Below are 20,108 nucleotides of genomic sequence, written 5' to 3' on the forward strand. Positions count from 1 at the left end.
AGATAAGCTGAGGTTTTCGCCTTTTAAACTTGGCGACAAGCCAAGTTTTTCTTTATTTCAAAAGAAAGGAATAGAACAAATGAGTAAATATATGATCTATTTAGTGGAAGACGAAGCCAATTTATCAGAAGTTCTGAAGGCATATATGGAAAAAGAAGGCTGGGCTGTTAAAATTTTCGATAATGGCTCAGACGCTCTTGAGGCAATAAAGGAGCAGCCGCACTTATGGGTGCTTGATATTATGCTCCCTGGTACTGACGGTTATCAGATTCTAAAGGGCATTAGAGAAGTGGAGGGGGATGTCCCTGTTATCTTCATTTCCGCGAGAGATCAAGATCTCGATCGAGTCCTTGGTTTGGAAATGGGCAGTGATGATTATCTTTCCAAGCCATTTCTGCCGCAGGAGCTCATTATTCGAGTGAAGAAATTGCTTTCCCGTGTTTACGGAGAAAATTCCCAGGATTCTCGAAAAGTAGAATTAAATGATTATATGATTGATCCAGAAGCACGGACCGTAGCGGATACTCTTGACAACGATCGTCACGTAGATTTGACGACTAAAGAAATGGATTTAATTCTGCTGCTTACTGAAGATATAGGGAAAGCTTTATCGAGAGAAGATATAATAGAAAATGTGTGGGGGGAAAATTATTTCGGTTCAGAGCGCGCAGTCGATGATGTGGTCCGCCGTGTACGCAAGAAAATGCCACGGATCCATCTTGAAACTTTATACGGGTTCGGCTACCGAATTTTATCATCATGATGAAAGTTAATCTTACCCAGCGTATCTGGCTGTCATTTATTGCATTGATTGTGCTGGTAGGACTGTCTATGATCATTGTGTACCCGATTTCAATAAAAGGGACGCTGACAGATGAAACATACAGGATAATCGAACAGGAACAGGCGAGAATGGCTAATCCATTCAGCGATTATTTTGATCCTCCCGAATCTGACCTTGATTTTGTAGAAAGAAGAGAAGCAGAGAGGTCTGTCGGGCACCTATTTTTATTTGACGAGTCCATCAGAGGAGAACCAGTTCCACCTGACGCCGTTTTAAAGGAAATGGTATCAGAGGCGGTCGGTCAGAATGCCGAGAGAGAACGATATGAACTGACATACAATGACGCCACTTTATTTTATGTAATTACACGAGTGGAGTCAGATGGGGATGAAGCTTTTCAGATTTCATACATGTGGGATACTTATAGGGATCTAATGGTGAACAGGCTTTGGGAACGCCTTATTTATCTTCTCCTGATTACGAGTGCATTGAGCCTGCTGCCTGCTTTTTGGCTTAAACGATATCTCAGACAGCCTCTACAGGTTCTTGGAAACCATTTTGAGCAAATCTCAAAACGGAATTGGAAGGAGCCATTCCGATGGGAAGGAGATGATGATTTTCAAAAGCTTTCTGACCAGTTTGAAAGCATGAGGCAGAATTTAATCCGCTATGATCGCTCTCAAAAAACGTTTATTCAGCATGCTTCACACGAATTAAAAACGCCGATTATGGTCGTGAAAACTTATGCTCAGTCGGTAAAAGACGGCATTCTTCCTAAAGATAATATAGAACAAACGATGGATGTGATTCTTAATGAAGCAAACCGGATGGATAAACGGGTAAAGGATATGCTTTACTTTACAAAGCTCGATGCGTTAAAAATAGAAACCATCAATGCCGAAGTTATGATGTTTGGATCGATTGCTTTCCAAATTGAAGAACGCTTCCGCATGCAGAGAGATGATGTTACCTTTATAATCGAAGGCGCCGATGTAAAGATTATTGCAGACCAAGAGCATATGAGGGTGCTGCTGGAGAATTTAGTAGAAAATGCGATGAGGTATACTAAAGACAAGATCTGGCTGAGTGCTGAACAGCATAAGGACTCTATCGACATTAAGGTCTCTAATAATGGTGATGCGATCCCAGAGGAGGACCTCCCTTATTTATTTGTTCCATTCCGAAAAGGGAATAAGGGACAATTCGGTCTTGGTCTGGCGATTGTTTCGCGCATTGCAGAGCTTCATCAGGGACACCATGAAGTGAGAAATACAAACAATGGTGTAGAATTTGTAATCTCCCTGCCTCGTGGTGCTAAATAAAATGTCTGTATGTGCTTTTGCGCATCCAGACATTTTTTTGGCTTCATAAAAAAACAGCATACCAGGAAGAAGGTCAAGTTTATATGCAGCCATTAATCTGCTTTCAGGAATATTTTAAAGGTGTAGGACATAGAATGTGCACAGAGGACAAGTAGCAAAAGGGAGGGAATTATATATGAAAGGTCGGTCAGGGAAACTTATTATTGCAATGGTTGGAGTGTTTTTCTTATTAGTCTCCTGGCAGCGATTTTTTGCAGCGGAAGGAGCAGGCCTGCCGGCGTGGGTGTTGTTAACCGCTCTTGGTATCATTTTCAGCGGTTACATGTGGCGCACAACTTCTAAGCAGGAAAAAGAATCAGAGCAAAAGTGGATAGAACAAGAGGGCAGTGTATTTATCAGGAGAATGGAAGATGAGAAAGAAAGAAAATTAGTATCAAAAGAATGAGAATCTCATGAACAATAAAGAGGCTGTTCTTAAAAGTTAGACTTTTAGATCAGCCTCTTTTCCTTATTCTTCGCTTTGGATCCAATCTTCATAAGAGGATTCCTTTACATCGATGTTAGCATCTTTCATCAGTTCCTGCATAACTTCTTCAGGAAGTTTTGACTGCTCTTCACGCAGAGCTTCTTCGATGTCCGTTTCAAGATCTTCGTAAGATTCTCTTTTCTCCTGGACTTCTATGATATGAAATCCAAATTCACTTTCCACTGGATCACTTATTTCTCCAGGCTCAAGGGAAAAAGCTGTTTCATCAAAAGCTTCTACCATTTCACCACGGCTGAAAAAACCAAGATCTCCACCTTCAGCGGCAGAGGCAGTATCTGTCGAATATTCTCCAGCCAGTTCAGCAAAATCACCATCGTCCTCCAGCTCTGAAATTACTTCATCAGCTGTCTCTTCATCTTCTACAAGTATGTGACGTGCTTTTACTGATACAAGATCTTCTTTATTTTCTTCGTAATATTTCTCTTTATCTTCTTCTTTAATATTGACATCTTCTTCAGCCAGCTGCTCCATTACAATCTGTGGTTTTAAAAAGTCATTCTTAAAGTCGTCCATTGATTCTACGGGAAGCTGAAGCTGAGTCTGAAGCATTGTAAGTAATTCTTCGTTTTTCTCTACCCCGTAGCTTTCTTTAAATGATTCAAGTTCTTCATTGACCTGATCTTCACCAATTTCGAGTTCCTCAGCCTTGTCCTGAATAATAATATTCTGAACCATTTCATTAAATACCTGCTGCCCGTATCCTGCTTTTAACTCACCCACAAATTCTTCCTCTGTCAGTGCCGTATTATTGACCTCAGCAATGGTTTCCTGACTGTCAGCTTCTTCTTCTCCGCCGCAAGCAGTCATCAGCAGAATACCGCATAATCCTGCCGCTGCAAAACCATATTTCTTCATTCACTCCAACCCCTTAACATTCTAAACGTAATTCGGACAAACTCTATCATACCATATCACCATAAAAAAGAAAAAGTAAATTGAGTGAAGCGCCCAGCGCAATAAAGGGGGGTGTTACATAGTATAAGTTAGCAAGGGAAACAGGAGGTGCAATATGTCGAAAGGATATAATGGCGGGTTTGCGTTAATAGTTGTACTCTTTATTTTACTCGTAATAGTGGGAGCTTCCTGGTTTTAAATCATAACAATATAGAAAGGAAGATAAAAATGGGTTACGATTATAATAATGGATTTGCATTAATTGTAGTGCTTTTTATCCTGCTCGTTATTGTCGGCGCAGCATGGTATTGCTAAACATCTAAATGAAAAAAGCGGCGGTCTCACAGACCGGCCGCTTTTGCTTATTTTCTGGCACTTTTTTTAAGTTGCCAGCCACAATTCTACATACGTAGAGGTTAGAAGGATTGTTAGTAATAAATTAATCGTACGAAATATTTTTGGCTGACGTTCTGCAGGGATTTCTTTTTGGACGCAGAGGGCATTTGTCAATGAGTTAATGACAAACAAGTAAAACAGTGAAAATAATCCAAATAATAGTGCGAGCATATCCTGACCCCCAATACCTTATATCTTCTATACTTTAACAAAACTTTATTAAAAAAGATAGTTTTAGAATGTTAGAATAGTAGATGCTTTGTTAAATTTTATGTAAGGGCTGGTGTGTATTTTGTCTATAAAAAACAATAAATGGAAAGGTTTTTTTTTCCTTTCGATTCTCTTAAATGCAGTGCTATTAACCCCTTTTATACTTTTATTATTTTTGGGAAGCGGATCAGGTTATGAATCTGACCTCAGTGATGCTGAGGGAGGCAATTCGTTGTTTTCCATTGAATTGACGAGAGACGAGCTCAACAGAATTATTGAAAAGGAAGTTGATCAGAGCCAGCTGCAGACATACGCCGGAGAAGAAGCATTAAGACTGGAGGCGTCCTTTAATGTTATCGGCAGAGATATTAATGCGGAAATGGAGTTTGAACCAAATGCAATGGAGGATGGTAATGTAGAGCTTGAGGAAAAGTCTTTTACCATCGGCGGGCTGTCTCTTCCCGGGACAGAGGTTCTTGCTTTATTTGAATCTCAAGTGGAGTGGCCGGAGTATGTAGTCGTCGATCCTCCGAATGACAGGATAGTAATTGATATGCAGGAAATCGAAGTAGGGGAAGGTTATAGAATAAGGGCAGATACAATCGATCTTGAGAATGATATTATCTCTTTTAAAGTAACCGATTAAGAAAAGCAGCCGTTAAACCGGCTGCTTTACTAGTATATCCATTCCGTTTTGTCTGCGGTCCACTAACGCATGCTTCGGTGCGGTAATTAATTGTTTAAAATAGACATAATCATGAACAGCGAGACCGGCATTAATGGAAAAAATAAAAAGGAAATAATGCATATATGCCGGAAAAGAAAATATAAGCAGGAAAGCACCTGCAGTTATTAACAAGTTCGGAAAAATAAGACTGAATATATAAACATTACGGTGGATTGGTTTAGTAAATGTTAATGCAATAAAAGGCTTTCTTGTAAGTCTTGTCTGTATCCTCACTCCTGAAAATTTTAATGGAAGTAAGTGCAGCATTGTATGGAGAGGTATTGTCAGAAGGAACAACAGGAGCGTATCAAGCATACCCAGCTCCATCAGCACCGTTTCATTTGCCCTAAAACTGAAAATTAAATAGCTGAAAATAAAAGTTGCAACCATAACGCTCAGAGAAAGCAGCATCAGCCGGTAAGGATCATATTCTTTTTTTACGTTAACTGTTCTCCAGCAGTTCATTATGGCGTGCCTCCTTTTTTTCCACCTAATTGAATAATTTAAGGGGAAAAGCAACAAAAAGCAAGCCTTTTTTCAAAAAAAGTCATAGGATTTCTTTATTCGACAAAAAAACGCCTCCGGCAAGAACGGAGGCTGATTATTCAGATTCTTTTTTTAGCAGGGGAGTGATGGTTCCGTCCTGCTCTGTGAACTCCTCATCAAAGGTGTGGAGCGAGCTTTCGAAAATGTCCATAAAATCTTCTCCGTAAATGTGTTTAACGATAGTAGTCAGCTCCGAAAATTCAGGGAATTTCCCGTACAAATCCTTGATGGGCAGCGCGCCCTTATAAACGCTGTAGGTATCAGGGTTATAAGCTTCCAAAGTATCAAGCAGGAGCTTATCTCCTTTTGCAGTCAATTCAATATACGTATTTCTTTTATCGTTTGTTTTTTTTGAAAAGGTGAGCAATTCTCTCTCTTCGAGTTTCTTTGAAAAGTTAAAAGCAGTTGAAACGTGCATCACACCAAATTTTGCAATGTCAGAAATGGAGGCGCCTTCCATATGATATGAAATCCATAAAATTTGGTGTTCATTAATGTTTAAATCGTATGGCTTAATCCATTGCTGCCAATCCTTCTCAACAGATTTCCACAAAGCCTTGGTAAGCTGGGCGACCTTATGGCTGAACAGGATTGATTGTTTAGCGGAAAGAGACGAATGGTCCATGGCATACCCTCCTCTCAAGGGATGACTTTCATAAATGAATTTCTAACTTTTCCGAAAATTATACCCGTCTATCGACCCGGTAAATTTTATTTAGGGTCGAGGCGGATTTGTTCATTTAGTGAAGAAATAGCGTCAGAAATCTCCTTTACCTGCTTTTGAATAGATTCTACTTCAGGTTCTACTTCTTCCTTGTAGCGGCTGTACGTTCTTTTCATTTCCTGAGTAAGACCGTCCACAGCCTCAAATCCTTCAGAAGCAGCAAACTGCCAGTCTTTCATTGTGTTTCTCCCTTTATCTGCAGCGCGTCTGTTTAGAGATCTCCAGTCATAATTCCTAACTGATGATCTTACATCTGTGCCGGAAGCTGGTGCAGATAGTAAGGCACTGAAGCCGCCAATAATTAAACCAGTGAGTATCCCTGTGCAGAGTGATTTGGAATCCATGAAAACACCTTTCCTTTCATCAAGACAATCTTAAAAAAATATTCTTTTATAATAGTATAGAGAAAAAACAAACAATTGAAAAGTATTGCGGACTATTTTGGTGATAAAAAAGGTCTGAGGATGGAGGATCCCCAGACCTTATTCATGAGTCTATTGATTCTGCTGCTGAAATTCAATCATGAATTCACGAAGTGCGGCGCATGAGTCAAGCGTAACAGCGTTATAAATAGAAGCTCTGCATCCGCCGACAGAACGGTGACCGTTTAGTCCGACAAAGCCATTTTGCTTTGCCTGCTGTAAAAATAATTGATTAAGTTCTTCACTTCGAAGATTAAAGGTTACATTCATTCTCGAACGGCTTTCTGGTTCGGCGTGTCCTTTGTAAAAGCCATTACTGTTGTCTATAACCTCATAAAGCAAGCCGGCTTTTTCTTCATTTCGCTCCTGCATTCCCTCTGCTCCGCCGTGCCGTTTTATCCAGTGAAGTACTTTGTTCAGCATGTATATCGCAAATGTCGGCGGGGTATGATATAAAGAATTTTTTTCTGCATGAGTACTATAGCGTAATAGAGTGGGAGTACCTTCTTTTCTTTCCTGTTCTAGCAGTTCTTTTTTCATAATCACTACTGTAACACCAGACGGCCCGAGATTTTTCTGTGCACCAGCGTATATTGCAGAGAACCTCTCCACCGGAATCGGTCTGCTGAGAATATCACTGGACATATCTGCAAATGCCTGCACGTGCCAATCATGGTTGAGCTGCTGCCACTGCGTCCCGTAAATAGTGTTATTAGACGTGATATGAACGTATGAATCAGTCGACTTCTTATCAATTTCATCAAAGGAGGGGATGCGTTTGTAATGGTCCTCTTTGGTTGTAGCCCCAATGCGGGTTTGTCCAAAATTCCCTGCTTCTTTGAGAGCTTTTTCAGACCAGGATCCCGTAAGTACATAATTAGCCGTTTCATTATTTTTTAAATAATTAGCAGGCAGCATGGAAAATTGCAGGCTGGCTCCTCCTTGTAGTAATAATATCTCGTAGTTGTCGGGGACTTGAAGCAGCTCTTTTAATAATGAAATTGCATCGTTATGAACATTTTCATATTCCTTGCTTCGGTGGCTCAGTTCCATCACAGACATGCCGGTTCCATTAAAATTAACAAGCTCTTTTTCTGCTTCTTCAAGAACTTCTGTAGGTAAAGCGGCCGGTCCCGCATTAAAATTATGGGCTCTCGTCATTCTCTCCACTCCTTTTACTGGTCTATAACCAGGGTTTATATCTATTTGTGAATAGTTTAGCAAACTTCGGAAGGTTCTGCTATTTTATCCTTTTCAGTGTTTTGTTATATGCGCTTACTAATGGATTCTGCCATGTTTTTTAAATCTTCAGCAGAATAGCTGCTGCTGTTATCTTCCCAGGTTGGCTGAAATCCATCGCTGCTCCCATATCGGGGGATGAAGTGCAGATGAAAATGAAACACAGATTGGGAGGCCGCTTTACCGTTATTATTTACAAGGTTCATACCTGCGGGTGAAAGTGCAGATTTTATAGCATTTGCTATTTTTGGAGCCATACCAAAGAGTTTAGCTGCTGTCTCCGGCTGCAGGTCATAAATATCCGGCTGATGATCTTTTGGAATTAATAAAGTATGCCCTTTTGTGACCTGACCAATATCAGTGAATGCTATGACATCGTCATCCTCATAAACAATGGAAGCAGGGATGTCACCGGTCACAATTTTACAAAAAATACAATTATCATCATGCTTCATTTTTCAGCTCACTCCAATTCATAAATTCTTTTTATATTAGCTATCTTAGCAAACTACTTGAAATACATACAACCAGGTCCAGCCTGTATTATAACAAAATCGTAACAAAGTTCGGGCACTGCGAAGTCTGTGATATAATAATGCCGACGAAATATTTTTGTTTAAAAGGAGGAGGAACGGCATGTACGTACCGTTAGTGTTATCGGAATTTCTAGACAGAGCTGTAAGATTATATGGTGAAAAAACGGCAGTTATTGATGGGGAAATATCGGTCACGTATAGAGATTTAAATAGCAGAGTGAATCAATTATCTCACGGATTGAAAGCGCTTACTATTGAAAAAGGAGACAAAATAGCATACTTGACACCGAATTCCCTGGAAATGCTCGAGGGTTTCTACGGTGTGTTTCAGCTTGGTGCAGTAATGACACCTTTAAATACGAGACTGAAAGCAGAAGATTATGAATTCATTTTAAATCACAGTGAAAGCAGAGTACTTATAGTTGATTCGGATCTATTTGAATTGGTTGAACCTGTTCTCTCCAATCTTGAAACCGTAGAAACTGTCATTGTAACTAGAGCAGAGAATCTCGAAGATAAATATGTAAATTACGAAGAATGGCTAAGCAGCTACCCAGAAACTCCTTTCGAAAGGGCAGAGCTGGATGAAATGGATATCGCCAGTCTCCTTTATACAAGTGGTACAACAGGTAATCCCAAAGGGGTACTCTTAACGCACCGCAGTAATTATCTTCATGCGCTGACAACAATGCATCATCTGCGCGTTAATGACAGAGACAAACTCCTGCACGTTCTTCCTATGTTCCATGTGAACGGCTGGGGTTCTCCTTTTTACTATACTGCTAATGGCTGTACTCAAATTATGCAGAGCAGGGTGGAACCTGAATCTATCTTTCAAAATCTTAAAGAACATAATATTACAATTTCTCATATGGCTCCGACCGTGTTAAATATATTACTTGAATATTTCGCGGAGAACCGGGACAGCATTGAAATAGTACAGGATATGAGAATTGTCATTGCTGGTTCAGCACCTCCACCTGCATTTGTTACAAAAGTGGAAAAAGAGCTTAACTGGGAATTTATTCAAGTTTACGGAATGACAGAGATATCTCCATTAATTACCATTTCAACAATCAGATCACAGCATGAAACTCTGTCCGAAGAAGAAAAACATTTCATCAAAGCAAAGGCAGGATACCCTATGATTGGTTCCAATGTCCGCGTAGCAACTGAAGATGGAGTAGACATCCCTTACGATAACTCCACTGTTGGAGAGATCATTGTTCGTACCAATAACGCGATGGAAGGCTATTTTAAAAATCCTGAAGCTACTTCAAGCTCTATCCGCAATGGCTGGCTTCATACTGGGGATATGGCTGTAATTGATGAAAATGGTTATATTGAAATCGTTGATAGAAAAAAAGATGTCATCATCAGCGGAGGGGAAAATGTCTCTTCTATCGAGGTAGAAAGCTGCCTTTATGATCATGAGGGAGTGGTGGAAGCAGCTGTTGTTGCAGCACCGCATGAAAAATGGGGAGAAGTACCGCACGCCTTTGTTGTAAAAAGAGAAGGCCGCGATATTACAGAGGAAGAGCTGATTACTTATGTAAGAGACAGGCTTGCTCACTTCAAAGCACCAAAAAGCGTATCCTTTATAGAAGCTCTGCCTAAAACCGCCTCAGGCAAAATACAAAAAGTCCAGCTTCGTAAGGACTTGTGGGGCGACAGCGGGAAAATGGTGAATTAAAAGCTGAATATTAAAAAAGACTGCGGCATAAAACACAAGTGCCAACTATCATGGACTGCAGGTACTGAAGCCAGGCATCAAAGCGCAATATTTTTTATATTAAGCTGATTTTTACGCGTTTGGACCTGGCGGGAAGCCAGGTTTTTTTGCAGCCCATATCCTGGAGGCTTATGCTTTCGTGAACAACGCTGGTAACGGAACCCATGTCCGGAGAATCTCTCCGCTTCTTCTCGGCAGACGATACTTATATATTCAAAGACGTTTAAAAGCTCTCCGCTTCCGTTTCCAATAAAAATTTGTTTTTTAAATTATTAGTGACATTTTGATGGAATGACAGGGTTGTGTGCTATAATTTCATTGGATTATGGAAATGAAATGAAGGTGTGAATTAATGATGAAGAAATGTGCCGGCTTTCTTATACTGCCGATGCTGCTTATTGCTGCCTGTGGAGAAGATGAAGGCTCAGCTCCGTCTGTGGGTGAACAAAAGCGGAACGGCTCTGATTTAATAGAAACAACTGCTGAAGCCTCAGAGCTTCCTGAATTTCTTGAACATACAAGTGAAAATATTCCGGAAACCTATGCTGATGCGGTAAATAATAAAGAATTGCTGACCAGTATTCCGTGCTATTGCGGATGCGGCGAATCAGCCGGGCACGAAAGTGCGTTTGATTGTTTTATTGATCAAATGGATGATGGTGCTGAAGTTGTTTGGAGCGATCATGGCATGAAGTGCGGGGTTTGCCTGGAAATTGTGGATGCTTCGGTAAAAATGAAGGAAGACGGTGCATCTGACAAAGAAATACGCACTGCTGTTGACGATTATTATTCAGAGGGGTTTGCAGAACCGACACCAACTCCTCATCCAGACCATTAACCATATTAATCAGTAGATAAAGGAGTAATCTTGATGAGTACGCTGCTGAATGTTAATAAAATTACTGGAGGATATAATATCCACAAACCAGTGCTTCATAATGTGAATTTTCAAGTGAATAAAGGGGAAATGGTCGGGCTGATTGGTTTAAATGGTGCAGGGAAAAGCACTACCATTAAACACGTTTTAGGTTTAATGGAGCCAGTTGAAGGAAGTATTCAAATAAATGAACTTACATTTAATGAAAATCCCGAGGTATACCGAAAATCCTTCAGTTTTATTCCGGAAACACCTGTGCTGTATGAAGAGCTCACGCTTTCTGAGCACTTAAAGCTGACTGCAATGGCGTATGGACTTGATGATAAAACCGCTCAGCACCGTATTCATTTATTATTAAAGGAATATCGAATGGAAAAAATGAAACAATGGTTCCCGAGTCATTTTTCAAAAGGGATGCGTCAGAAGGTGATGATTATGTGCGCTTTTTTAGTCGAACCGGCCTTATATATAGTAGACGAACCGTTTGTCGGTCTTGATCCAGTCGCAATAAAATCACTTCTGGATATGATGGTGGAGAAAAAGGCGTCTGGAGCGGGTATTCTCATGTCCACTCATATTCTTTCCACGGCTGAGCGGTATTGTGACCGGTTTATCCTGCTGCATGAAGGAAGCATCAAATTACAGGGAACTTTGGACGAGCTGCGTTCACAGGCAGGCATGCCTGGTGCTGTGCTTGATGATTTATATATTGAAGTAACCAAAGGAGTAATATGATGATTGTTTCCGAGCTCTGGAACGAGCGGTCGAGAAAATTCTGGAACGAAGCGGTACGATACCTTCGTTTAGTTGGAAACAGCGGGTTTATGTTCAGCCTGTATGCGCTCTTTCTAGGAGGCAGTTATTTTTATCCCTCGTTCTTAGAGTGGCTGCCGGCGTCTTTTCCAACGGAGCTTGTACTTTCTTTAATATTTACATACCTGCTGACCAGAACACCGGTCCGCACCTTTTTAAAAGAAGCAGATATAGTTTTTCTACTGCCGCTGGAAACAAAAATGTCAGTATATTTTCGAAAATCTGTAGTTTATTCATTTATTATGCAATCGGCAGCAATGCTCGTTCTATTTTTAATCATGGGTCCTCTGCTGCAGGATCGTATTATTACTGAGAATAACTATCTTTATTTTCTTATTGCACTGATAATGATAAGCAATGCCTGGAATTTTGCAGCAAGATGGGCTGAATTGCGGGTCCACGATTCGAGATCAAGATTCCTTCACGCCGGGGCGAGGGCTGTATGTAATGCCGGGCTTTCCCTGTTTTTATTTACAAACGCAGAGTTCTGGTATGTACTAATTTTAATGCTTCTGATGGCTGCTGTTTATTGTTTTTATTATTACCCTTTAATACGCGGAAGAGGCTTAAAATGGGATGTTCTCATTGAGGAAGAAAACAAAAGGCTGTTTGCCTTTTACCGTTTTGTACAATCATTTACAGATGTTCCGCAGGTAAAAGCCTCAGTAAAAAGAAGAGCATGGCTGATGAAAGTATTCGATGCTGCATTCGGTTATAGAGATTCGGTTTATTTATTTTTATATCGGAAAGCGTTTGTACGTTCCGGTGATTATTTTGGAACTTACGCAAGGCTGCTTATTGTCGGAGGATTGGTGATGTATGCATTTCCTGCGGACTGGGCACGTGCCGCAGCAGGTCTGTTATTTCTATACATGACAGCAGTGCAGCTGAAATCACTCCGTCATCATTTAGATACGACGATATGGCCGGATTTATATCCTGTTCCGATTCAGCAAAAGCTTGATTCTATGCAGCAATTTATTTCTCCGCTTCTTTTTGTCCAGGCTGTTTTGTTTTTCGCCATATATTTAGTAATCGGATCAGGACTTTTATTCGGAGCAGTACTAATCACTGCAGGCCTTTTATTAAGCTGGTACTATCCGGAAGCAAAACTTAAAGCGGAATAAAAGGAGCAGCGATCCCGATGGGCACCGCTGCTCTTTTTTATTTTTTGTACTGTAAAACTGCTTTACCCATCACTTTGGCTGCCAGAAGCATCGCCCGTTCATCAATGTCAAATTTCGGGTGGTGATGAGGATAAGTAAGTTCCCATTCAGGGTTTTGAGCTCCAGTAAAGAAGAATGTACCTTTAATATGCTCTAAATAGTAGGCAAAATCTTCTCCGCCCATCTGCGGCTTCATGTTCTCTATTTCGGATACCCCCGGCACAGAGGCGGCACAGTCTGCAAGAAAGTTTGTTTCTTCGGCATGATTTACAACAGGCGGATAACCTCTGAAATATTGAAATTCCACTTCTGCGTTTGCCGAAGCACACGTATGTTTCGTCACAGTTTCAAGTTCCTGTTCAATTAAATCTCTCACTTCAGGACTGAAGGTTCTGACAGTGCCGATCAGCCGCGCTTTATCTGAAATAACATTGAAGGCATTTGGGGCTTCAAACGAACCAACAGAAACTACAGCTGGTTCCTGTGGATCTACGCGGCGGCTAACGATCTGCTGGATGTTACTTACCAGCTGAGAACCAATAACCACTGCATCTTTTGTAAGGTGGGGCATCGCGCCATGACCGCCTTTGCCGAGAATGTTAATTTCAAAACGATCGGCAGCAGCCATAATGGGGCCGGTATGATATTGAATTTTACCAAATGGCTCTGTAGCCCATAAGTGGGTTCCAAAAATCACATCTACGCCATCGAGGCATCCATCCTGTATCATATCAATCGCTCCACCTGGAGCATATTCTTCAGCGTGCTGATGAATAAAGACGATGGAACCGCTCAATTCTTTCTGCAGACTGTTTAATGCTTTGGCCAGGCAGAGCAAAGTCGCTGTGTGGCCATCATGACCACAGGCATGCATGACCCCGTCCACTTTAGATTGAAAGGGAAGACCTGTTTCTTCTTTAATCGGCAGTGCATCAAAATCCGCTCTCAGAGCAATGACTGGTCCTGGCTTAGCACCTTTCAGCACCGCAGTCACCCCACGGCCTCCTACACCAGTTTTCACTTCATGTCCAAGCCTCTCATGATATTCAGCAATATAAACAGGTGTCTTTTCTTCCTGGAAAGATAGCTCAGGATGCTGATGAAGATGGCGGCGGATCTCGACCATCTCTGCGTATATGCTATCGAGATATTCGAATAATTGCTGTTCCATATATTCATCTCTCCCTTCATTATAATTACGTTTCTAATTATCTTATCATGGATGTATTACGGTTGTCGTAATAGTTACAGTCCAAAAGGTACAAATCGTGCAAGGTAGCTCGAAATCATTTGAAAATATCCGGTAAACAGCATGATCCCAAGAGATATCATCACCCAGCCGCCAAATCTTTGGATGCGTGGCAGCCATTGGTTTACTTTTTTTAATTTATTTAACGATTTGGAATATATCAGGGAAACGAGTAAAAATGGAATACCCATGCCAATTGAATATACGAGCAGCATAAACATTCCTGTCCACATCGTCTCCGCCTGACTGGAAAGAGTGAGGATCCCTCCCAGAACGAGACCTATGCACGGGGACCACCCTGCAGCAAATAACAATCCAATCAAGACGGAATTGAAAAAGCCACCAGTTTTTTTTGGCTCCCTATGTACTTTCTTTTCAGACCACAGCGCCCGGATGGAGATGATTCCAGCCATCTGCAGGCCAAAAACTACAATAATAATTCCTCCAATTTGTTCAATAAGCTGACTGTTTCCTGTAAAAAGCCTTCCGATAAAAGTGGATGACGCACCAAGCAGCAGAAAAATAATAGTAAAACCGATAATAAAGCCGATACTTCTTGTAAATATCATTCGCCTTGCAGCATGGATGCGATTATCAGATACAGCCGTTCCGGTCAATTGAGCAAGGTAGGCCGGTACAAGAGGGAATACACATGGGGATAAAAAGGAAATAATGCCTGCTCCGAACGCAAGCCAAATACTTATTTCGTTCAATGTGAAATCTCCTTCCTAACGAGTTAAAGCACGTCACTACAAATTTATTATACAATTTAATTATGATAATAACGTGAACTATTCTTGTCTCCGTCCGAAGGCGGAGAAAAAAATAGGCTGAGGCTGGTCGCATCTTTCTAACAATCATATTACACTGACATTAATACAATGCAATTAAATGCGACGTTATGTGGAAAGGAACGATGACAATGAGTCAGCCGGGAAAATACATTGTCGGCTTTGTAATTATATTTATAGGCTTGTCTATTCTTGCCGATCAAGCCGGAATTAATTTAGATTTAAGTATATTTATCTGGCCTGCTATTGCTTCCATTCTTGCCTGGCATTTCTACAAAAACGGTCATAAATGGCTGGCCCTGTTATTTCTTTTTTTGATGCTGTCTTCAATAATTGATGATCTTGCTGGTATCTTAATCGGGCTCTTTATTCTCTATATCGGGTTAAAAATGCTGAAAAGAGATAACAGCGCAAAAGAAATCGATATAGATAAAGACCTGCCGCCTCTAAAGAAAGAAGCGAAGCCGTACAGCCCATATCATACTGTAGATCAGACTCCAGGACAAAAAGTTGAGCATGCAGGCCACCCGAAAGAAAAGCCTTCTGGAACTTCTGGAAATATTACACAGGCAACTGTAAAAAAAAGAACAGAGAAGAAATCAACCCGCCCGCGGGCAGAGCATCATAATGAACCGATCGTGACCCCCTCACAAAAAACGATGTTCATCGGTGATTTTAAGCTGATGAAAAAAAGGTTTGCGCTTCAGGATATGAATGTTAAATATGGTATCGGTGACATTAAAATAGACCTATCAAAAGCCATCTACGATGAGGGGGAAACGGTCCTTATACTTCACGGCGGTATCGGAGATATTGATTTGTACGTCCCGTATGATATGGATATTGCCATCGAAGCAAGTGCTACTATCGGCGATTTGAATGTATTAGGGCATCGTGAAGAAGGTTTTAATAAGCATGTAAAAATTGAAACAGAGCAGTATCCTTACTCCGCTCGAAAAGTAAAAGTACTGATTTCCGTTATTATCGGTGATGTCGATGTGAGGTATGTTTAAATGAAGAACTTAGGAAATATTCAATGGCATTATATCAGATATACTGGAATAACAGCTTTAACACTGACCGTGATGTTTCTTCTTCTTTTTTTGACTGATGTGAGTGAGCTCGCAATTATTTATTCTTTCACAGCCTGGGACGGAATGCCGACTGTCCTGCTGTGGCTGATTGTCAGTCTCGTGACTGCACTTGGTATTGGCTGGCACGGGGGAAGAAGGCAAAAAGACAGAATAGATTTCCTCATTGAGTCAACAATGGCTCTGGAAAAAGGTGATTTTTCCAAACGCTCTGAAATTGAAGGAGACGACGAAATCAGTGTGATGAGCAACCACTTAAATGCTGTGGCAGCTCGACTCGAAGAGCAGGCTGGATCGATGCAGAAATTAACCGCAGAAAGGGCGGAATGGCAGTTATCCATCAAACAAGCAGCTGCAGAGGATGAACGGCAGCGTCTTGCCAGAGAGCTTCATGATGCTGTGAGCCAGCAGCTATTTGCTATATCCATGACTACTTCTGCCCTTAAAAAGACTCTTGAAAAGGATAAGGAAAAAGGCATGCAGCAGGCAGTTCTCATAGAGAAAATGGCGGGGACCGCTCAAGGAGAAATGAGAGCGCTTCTTATGCATTTAAGGCCATTTAATCTGGAAGGAAAAGGGTTGAAAGAAGGACTTGAAAATTTATTAGAAGAATTGTCAGAGAAAACAAATTTGCAGATCAACTGGAACATTGAAAATGAAGAAAATTTGGGAAGAGGGATTGAGGACCACTTATTCCGGATTTCTCAGGAAGCACTTTCGAATATACTGCGCCATGCCCAGGCGCACCAGGTTCATATGCAGCTCAAAGTTTTTCACGGACAGCTTCGGATGAAAATTATTGATGATGGTATTGGGTTTCAGCTCGATAAAGACCAAAAGCAATCCTCCTATGGACTTTCAACGATGAAAGAGAGAGTTACTGAGCTGGGCGGCGTAATTCATATTCTGTCTTATCCGGGAAAAGGAACTCAGGTAGAAGTTACTGTTCCTGTTGTACGAAGGCAAGAGGAGGAGATCAGCGTTGATTAGAGTAATGCTTGTGGATGATCATGAAATGGTTAGAATGGGGGTAGCAGCTTATCTTGCTACTGAGGACGAAATCGAAGTTATCGGCGAGGCAGCCGATGGAGAAGAAGGCGTCAAGCTTGCGTTTGAAAAGAAACCAGAAGTAATTCTGATGGACCTCATAATGAAGAAAATGGATGGCATCGAAGCAACTAAAAAAATTATGGCGGTACTTCCAGAAACCAAGGTGATTGTGTTAACAAGCTTCATTGATGACGAGCAGGTGTACCCGGCGATTGAAGCTGGTGCATTCAGTTACTTATTAAAAACTTCATCAGCGGAAGCAATCGCGGAAGCTATTAAAGCTGCGGTGAATGGAGAATCCAAGCTTGAAGCCGAAGTAACAAAAAAGATGATGAAGCGGATGCGCGAACCGGAAGAAACAATGCATGATTCGTTGACTTCGAGGGAACGTGAAGTTCTTTTATTGATCGGTGAAGGAAAATCGAATCAAGATATTGCTGAAGAGCTGTATATTGGAATAAAAACAGTTAAAACTCATGTGAGCAATATATTATCAAAGCTGAATGTCGACGACCGCACCCAAATTGCCGTTTATGCACACCGTCATCGTCTGGTAAGGTGATCTATCGTGTTTTATGCGACTAATGAAACATTTTTCTACATACACCGTCTTAAGTATGTAAATAATATGTTTAATAGTCAGTTATCTTGTACAATAGCTTTTCTTGACGTATATAGGGGCTGCATAATATTATTTTTCGCCATTATATCTTTGCAAGCCAAGATTTTCACTCACTATTAATTCACCATGAATATGAAACATAAGGAGTTACTTTTGTGATGAAAAATAAATGGATATTCTGGCCGGTGGTTGTGCTTATATTCGTGCTGCTTAGTGCCGGGATTTATTTATCATCCGTGGTAATAGGAGCCGCAGCCATAGATGAAAAGAAGCTGGTGATGAATGAAACTACGGTTCTTGTGAATGATGACGGAGATAAAGTTGGAGAATTATACGCTGAAGATAGAGATTTGGTGCCGGTGGAAGAGATTCCCGAACATGTACAGGAAGCGTTTATAGCTATTGAGGATATCCGCTTTTATGAACATCAGGGAATTGATCCGCGGGCAATTCTGCGTGCCCTTTACCGGGATATCCTGGCGGGAGCAAAAGTAGAAGGGGGCAGTACAATTACCCAGCAGCTGGCCAAAAATGCTTTTCTATCAAATGATAAGACCGTATTAAGGAAAACTAAAGAGGTATTGATAGCCATGGGGCTCGAACGAAAATTCAGCAAAGAAGAAATTCTTGGTTATTACTTAAACCAGACTTATTTTGGACACGGAGCTTATGGAATTAAATCCGCTGCAGAAACATATTTCAATAAAGAAGTAGGAGATCTGACTGTTGATGAAGCCGCATTGCTTGCAGGAATACCGAAAGCACCGGGTAATTATTCACCGGTGGAGGACGCGGAACGGGCGACTGATCGAAGAAATACTGTACTGTCTGTAATGGAGCGTCATGGTTTTATCACAGCCGAGGAAGCCTCGTCATATCAGGGAAGAACAGTGCCGCAGGAGCTGCACCGTTCTGAATCAAATCCAAGTCTATACACGTATGTAGATATGTTACTTGATGAAGCAGAGGATAAATATAATATCAGTGCTGAGGAAATTTACAGGGGCGGCTATGAAATAGAAGTGCCTATGAATAGTGAGATGCAGCAGGCTTCCTACGACTTATTCCAACAGGGCTATTCTTTTCCGGAAGGTGCCGAAGGAATTGAAGGGGCTTTTGTGATGATGGATAATAAGAGTGGCGGAGTAGCTGCTGTGCAGGGGGGCAGAGAATACGTACGCAGAGGAATGAACCGTGTAGAAGTGCCGAGACAACCAGGATCCGTTATAAAGCCACTGGCGGTGTATGCTCCAGCACTTGAATCCGGACGCTATCATCCTTATTCAATGCTAAAAGATGAACAAACAGATTATGATGGCTATTCCCCAAGAAATGTAAATGGAGAATACCGTGGTGAGATTTCTATGGCAGATGCTATAACAGAATCAACAAATACTGCTGCGGTTTGGTTGTATGATCAAATGGGAGCTGATAGTACAGACTGGCTTGAAAAGCTTGATTTAGATGTGACGGACAATGGACTAGCCGTTGCTCTCGGCGGCCTGTCAGAAGGCCTGACCCCGCTCGAGCTGGCGGAAGCCTATACCACATTTCCAAATAACGGGAAAAAGGTAGAGCCATTCTTTATTAGTAAAATTACAGATCGAAATGGTGAAGTGATCGGGGAAGCTGAAACCGTCAGTGATGATGTCATGAGTAAACAGTCCGCCTGGTATATGACACGTCTGCTGGAAAATGTAGTCGAGGAAGGAACCGCTTCATCGGGTGATACGGAATATGCTTTAGCCGGCAAGACCGGAACGACATCATTTCTGGATGTGGAAGGCGGCACCAGGGATGCTTGGTTTGCTGGATTTACTCCGCAGTGGAGCGGAGCACTGTGGATGGGGTATGACAAAACGACAGAACAGCAGTATCTGCAGGGCGGAAGCTCTTACCCGACGAGATTGTTTAAAGAAATCTTGAATCAGGTTCCGGATGAAAGCGGAACTCAGCAGGCTTTCTCACAGCCTGAAGACGTGCAGGATCTTGCCCCTCCAGTCGAAATGGCACGTATTAATGATCTTGATGCTTCCCTCAGCTTTAAGGGCTCCGGATTATTGAATGTGAAACTGGAATGGACTCCTTCGGATGATGAACGCGTCCAATACCGTATTTACGAAGTAACTGAGGGAGAAGGAGAAGAAATCGCGGAAGTGGAAGGAGAAGGTTCCTATACAATTGAAGGAGTGAATGTATTTTCCCTGCGTGAATATATGATTGTTCCTTACAATCCTCAGACTGAAGAAGAAGGACAGCCTTCCAATGTTGCAGAAGTTTCTGTCGGAGGGTTATTCGGAAGTCAATAAATGGAAAAGCTGCCCTGTGAAGAGTTAATACTTTTCGCAGGCAGCTTTTCTTTTCTAATTT

Annotated in this window: 23 protein-coding genes; 14 read left to right on the forward strand and 9 right to left on the reverse strand. The window is 41.4% G+C overall.

The features are described 5' to 3' along the window. The first annotated feature begins 79 nt into the window (after positions 1-79). The 3 genes from ACE4RR_RS15070 to ACE4RR_RS15080 all read left to right on the forward strand — a co-directional run bounded on the left by ACE4RR_RS15070 (position 80) and on the right by ACE4RR_RS15080 (position 2,551). On the forward strand, positions 80-763 hold the full coding sequence (locus tag ACE4RR_RS15070; RefSeq protein ID WP_375536259.1) for a response regulator transcription factor: 684 nt from the start codon (positions 80-82) through the stop codon (positions 761-763). Then, positions 760-2,106 (forward strand): sensor histidine kinase, encoded by a 1,347-nt coding sequence (locus ACE4RR_RS15075; RefSeq protein WP_375536260.1) that lies wholly within the window; start codon positions 760-762, stop codon positions 2,104-2,106. Before ACE4RR_RS15070 ends, ACE4RR_RS15075 begins: the two co-directional genes overlap by 4 nt. A 175-nt stretch (positions 2,107-2,281) precedes the next feature. Further along, positions 2,282-2,551, forward strand: coding sequence for a sporulation YhaL family protein (locus ACE4RR_RS15080; protein WP_375536261.1), 270 nt, complete (start codon positions 2,282-2,284; stop codon positions 2,549-2,551). 63 nt (positions 2,552-2,614) lie between these two features. On the opposite strand, the gene ACE4RR_RS15085 is transcribed toward ACE4RR_RS15080, so the two are convergent. After that, positions 2,615-3,508, reverse strand: a complete 894-nt coding sequence (locus ACE4RR_RS15085; RefSeq protein WP_375536262.1) for a peptidylprolyl isomerase — start codon at positions 3,506-3,508, stop codon at positions 2,615-2,617. 154 nt (positions 3,509-3,662) lie between these two features. On the opposite strand from ACE4RR_RS15085, the gene ACE4RR_RS15090 reads away from it, so the two are divergent. Continuing rightward, a complete protein-coding gene (locus ACE4RR_RS15090; protein ID WP_375536303.1) occupies positions 3,663-3,746 on the forward strand; it encodes a YjcZ family sporulation protein in 84 nt (27 codons plus the stop codon). 29 nt (positions 3,747-3,775) lie between these two features. Continuing rightward, the gene (locus ACE4RR_RS15095) at positions 3,776-3,862 is read left to right on the forward strand and encodes a YjcZ family sporulation protein (RefSeq protein WP_375536304.1); all 87 of its coding nucleotides are present in this window, start codon (positions 3,776-3,778) and stop codon (positions 3,860-3,862) included. 66 nt (positions 3,863-3,928) lie between these two features. Here ACE4RR_RS15095 and ACE4RR_RS15100 read toward each other — a convergent pair whose 3' ends face one another. Then, the gene (locus ACE4RR_RS15100; protein ID WP_375536263.1) at positions 3,929-4,114 is read right to left on the reverse strand and encodes a hypothetical protein; all 186 of its coding nucleotides are present in this window, start codon (positions 4,112-4,114) and stop codon (positions 3,929-3,931) included. 112 nt (positions 4,115-4,226) lie between these two features. Here ACE4RR_RS15100 and ACE4RR_RS15105 point away from each other — a divergent pair, with 112 nt between their 5' ends. Next, complete coding sequence (locus tag ACE4RR_RS15105; protein ID WP_375536264.1) at positions 4,227-4,799, forward strand: YpmS family protein; 573 nt, start codon at positions 4,227-4,229, stop codon at positions 4,797-4,799. A gap of 12 nt (positions 4,800-4,811) precedes the next feature. On the opposite strand, the gene ACE4RR_RS15110 is transcribed toward ACE4RR_RS15105, so the two are convergent. From ACE4RR_RS15110 to ACE4RR_RS15130, 5 genes are all read right to left on the reverse strand, one after another. After that, positions 4,812-5,345, reverse strand: a complete 534-nt coding sequence (locus ACE4RR_RS15110) for a DUF3267 domain-containing protein (protein WP_375536265.1) — start codon at positions 5,343-5,345, stop codon at positions 4,812-4,814. Positions 5,346-5,481: 136 nt separating this feature from the next. Continuing rightward, positions 5,482-6,051, reverse strand: a complete 570-nt coding sequence (locus tag ACE4RR_RS15115) for an HTH-type transcriptional regulator Hpr (RefSeq protein ID WP_375536266.1) — start codon at positions 6,049-6,051, stop codon at positions 5,482-5,484. Between the two features lie 86 nt (positions 6,052-6,137). Beyond that, positions 6,138-6,494, reverse strand: coding sequence for a YtxH domain-containing protein (locus ACE4RR_RS15120; protein WP_375536267.1), 357 nt, complete (start codon positions 6,492-6,494; stop codon positions 6,138-6,140). 150 nt (positions 6,495-6,644) lie between these two features. After that, positions 6,645-7,733 carry a 3-phosphoserine/phosphohydroxythreonine transaminase gene (serC, locus tag ACE4RR_RS15125; RefSeq protein ID WP_375536268.1) on the reverse strand — a complete coding sequence of 363 codons (1,089 nt, stop codon included), beginning with the start codon at positions 7,731-7,733 and terminating at the stop codon, positions 6,645-6,647. A 104-nt stretch (positions 7,734-7,837) separates the two neighbouring features. After that, positions 7,838-8,266, reverse strand: a complete 429-nt coding sequence (locus tag ACE4RR_RS15130; protein ID WP_375536269.1) for an HIT family protein — start codon at positions 8,264-8,266, stop codon at positions 7,838-7,840. A gap of 181 nt (positions 8,267-8,447) precedes the next feature. Here ACE4RR_RS15130 and ACE4RR_RS15135 point away from each other — a divergent pair, with 181 nt between their 5' ends. From ACE4RR_RS15135 to ACE4RR_RS15150, 4 genes are all read left to right on the forward strand, one after another. Next, positions 8,448-10,040, forward strand: a complete 1,593-nt coding sequence (locus ACE4RR_RS15135) for a long-chain-fatty-acid--CoA ligase (RefSeq protein ID WP_375536270.1) — start codon at positions 8,448-8,450, stop codon at positions 10,038-10,040. 391 nt (positions 10,041-10,431) lie between these two features. Continuing rightward, the gene (locus ACE4RR_RS15140; RefSeq protein ID WP_375536271.1) at positions 10,432-10,917 is read left to right on the forward strand and encodes a PCYCGC motif-containing (lipo)protein; all 486 of its coding nucleotides are present in this window, start codon (positions 10,432-10,434) and stop codon (positions 10,915-10,917) included. A 33-nt stretch (positions 10,918-10,950) separates the two neighbouring features. After that, positions 10,951-11,691, forward strand: coding sequence for an ABC transporter ATP-binding protein (locus ACE4RR_RS15145; RefSeq protein ID WP_375536272.1), 741 nt, complete (start codon positions 10,951-10,953; stop codon positions 11,689-11,691). Continuing rightward, on the forward strand, positions 11,691-12,896 hold the full coding sequence (locus ACE4RR_RS15150) for an ABC transporter permease (RefSeq protein WP_375536273.1): 1,206 nt from the start codon (positions 11,691-11,693) through the stop codon (positions 12,894-12,896). Before ACE4RR_RS15145 ends, ACE4RR_RS15150 begins: the two co-directional genes overlap by 1 nt. Before the next feature lie 37 nt (positions 12,897-12,933). Here ACE4RR_RS15150 and ACE4RR_RS15155 read toward each other — a convergent pair whose 3' ends face one another. Continuing rightward, positions 12,934-14,106, reverse strand: a complete 1,173-nt coding sequence (locus ACE4RR_RS15155; protein ID WP_375536274.1) for a M20 metallopeptidase family protein — start codon at positions 14,104-14,106, stop codon at positions 12,934-12,936. A gap of 74 nt (positions 14,107-14,180) precedes the next feature. Continuing rightward, positions 14,181-14,897: a cytochrome c biogenesis CcdA family protein gene (locus tag ACE4RR_RS15160; RefSeq protein WP_375536275.1), complete on the reverse strand. Its 717-nt coding sequence runs from the start codon at positions 14,895-14,897 to the stop codon at positions 14,181-14,183. 209 nt (positions 14,898-15,106) lie between these two features. Here ACE4RR_RS15160 and liaF point away from each other — a divergent pair, with 209 nt between their 5' ends. The 4 genes from liaF to ACE4RR_RS15180 all read left to right on the forward strand — a co-directional run bounded on the left by liaF (position 15,107) and on the right by ACE4RR_RS15180 (position 20,047). Next, positions 15,107-15,988, forward strand: coding sequence for a cell wall-active antibiotics response protein LiaF (gene liaF / locus ACE4RR_RS15165; protein ID WP_375536276.1), 882 nt, complete (start codon positions 15,107-15,109; stop codon positions 15,986-15,988). After that, a complete protein-coding gene (locus tag ACE4RR_RS15170) occupies positions 15,989-17,056 on the forward strand; it encodes a sensor histidine kinase (RefSeq protein ID WP_375536277.1) in 1,068 nt (355 codons plus the stop codon). Continuing rightward, a complete protein-coding gene (locus ACE4RR_RS15175) occupies positions 17,049-17,678 on the forward strand; it encodes a response regulator transcription factor (protein WP_375536278.1) in 630 nt (209 codons plus the stop codon). Before ACE4RR_RS15170 ends, ACE4RR_RS15175 begins: the two co-directional genes overlap by 8 nt. Before the next feature lie 218 nt (positions 17,679-17,896). Then, positions 17,897-20,047 (forward strand): transglycosylase domain-containing protein, encoded by a 2,151-nt coding sequence (locus ACE4RR_RS15180; RefSeq protein ID WP_375536279.1) that lies wholly within the window; start codon positions 17,897-17,899, stop codon positions 20,045-20,047. Positions 20,048-20,108 lie beyond the last annotated feature (61 nt).

This window comes from Alteribacillus sp. HJP-4 (assembly GCF_042139015.1).
In the GTDB taxonomy this organism is placed as follows: domain Bacteria; phylum Bacillota; class Bacilli; order Bacillales; family Marinococcaceae; genus JBHIKY01.